The organism is Hylemonella sp. W303a (assembly GCF_046452315.1).
In the GTDB taxonomy this organism is placed as follows: domain Bacteria; phylum Pseudomonadota; class Gammaproteobacteria; order Burkholderiales; family Burkholderiaceae_C; genus Hylemonella.
Window position 1 is genome coordinate 1 of the sequence record NZ_JBKFDG010000017.1, and the last position, 1,298, is coordinate 1,298.

The 1,298-nt window shown below is 63.0% G+C and carries 2 protein-coding genes; both read left to right on the top strand.

Translation table 11 applies throughout. The features are described 5' to 3' along the window. Positions 1 to 241, top strand: a 241-nt coding sequence (locus tag ACLBKS_RS16425; protein WP_410193879.1) for a methyl-accepting chemotaxis protein, incomplete at its 5' end; no start/stop codon positions are given. Positions 242 to 350: 109 nt separating this feature from the next. Further along, positions 351 to 1,298 (top strand): MCP four helix bundle domain-containing protein (locus tag ACLBKS_RS16430; protein WP_410193880.1); only part of this gene is annotated, 948 nt, incomplete at its 3' end.

The window sequence follows — 1,298 nt, forward strand, 5'->3', positions numbered from 1 at the left end:
TGCGGCCAGCGCGGAGCAGAGCGCTGGGGTGGCGCAAGTGGGCGAGGCGGTGACGAACATGGACCAGGCGACGCAGCAGAACGCGGCGCTGGTGGAGGAGATGGCGGCGGCGGCGTCGAGCCTGCGTTCGCAATCGCAGGAGCTGGTGCAGACCGTGGCGGTGTTCAAGCTGGGCAGCGGCGGCAACCCTGCGAGCGGCGCCAGCGGTGGCCCACGGCCTTCCTTGCTGGCCTTGCGTTGAGCTTCTGGCTCTCGGGCACGGGCGGCCAAGAGATGGACCGGCGTGAGCGCGTCGCGTCGGACCGCTTCGACCAGCATCAGTGGCGCATCAATCGATACAGGGGGTAAGCATGTTCGGCACAAAAAAGCTCAAGGTGGGGCAGCGTTTAGCGCTGGGTTTCGGTGTGGTCGTCGCTTTGGGGGTGGTCATCGCCTTGGGCAGCACGGTCAAGATGAACGGATTGGCGGCTGATCTGGAGATCATGTCCGGCCAGCAAATGACGCAGATGCGTCAGTTCGTCCAGCTCAAGGACAACTTGAATGCCGCCGCCTTGAACTTGCGCAATGTGATGATCAGCACGAACCTGGAGCTCAAGCCACGCTTTCGCGACATGGTTGAAAAGCTCAAGGCGGACAACGAGAAACTGATTGCTGAGCTCGACAAGGTCACTGACACCCCAGAAGGCAAGGCCTTGCTCGTGGCGATCAAGGAAAACAGCAAGGCGTATGAAGCCATCGCCTCGCAGGCCATGGAGCTGGCCATGCAAGGGGACACGGTGGGCGCGGACAAGAGTTTGTTCACGGCCCGCGAGAAGCGTCTTGCCTTGTTCAAGGCGGTCGAGGATTCGATACAGCTGCGTTTCGACACTGCACAGAATTTGGCCAAGGTCGGAGCTGAAACCGCTGCGACCAGCGCGCTGCTTTCTCTTGGGCTCGCTCTGTCGATGGCCTTGCTGGGCGCCTTGATTGCATGGCAAATCACGCGCCAGATCAGCGGCGAACTGGGTGCGGAACCCCACGAAGTTTCACAGGTTGTGAATCGGATTGCCGACGGCGACCTCAGCGCGACCGTGGCGGTGCGATCCGGCGATGGCAGCAGCGTTCTGGTCGCGGTCAAGCGCATGCAAGACGCCTTGGTTCGCACGGTGACGGCGGTGCGCGAGGGCTCGGAGAGCGTGGCGACGGCGAGCGCCGAGATTGCGCAGGGCAACCAGGACCTGAGCGCGCGCACGGAAAGCCAGGCCAGCGCCCTGGAAGAAACCGCGGCCTCGATGGAAGAACTGGGTTCGACCGTGAAG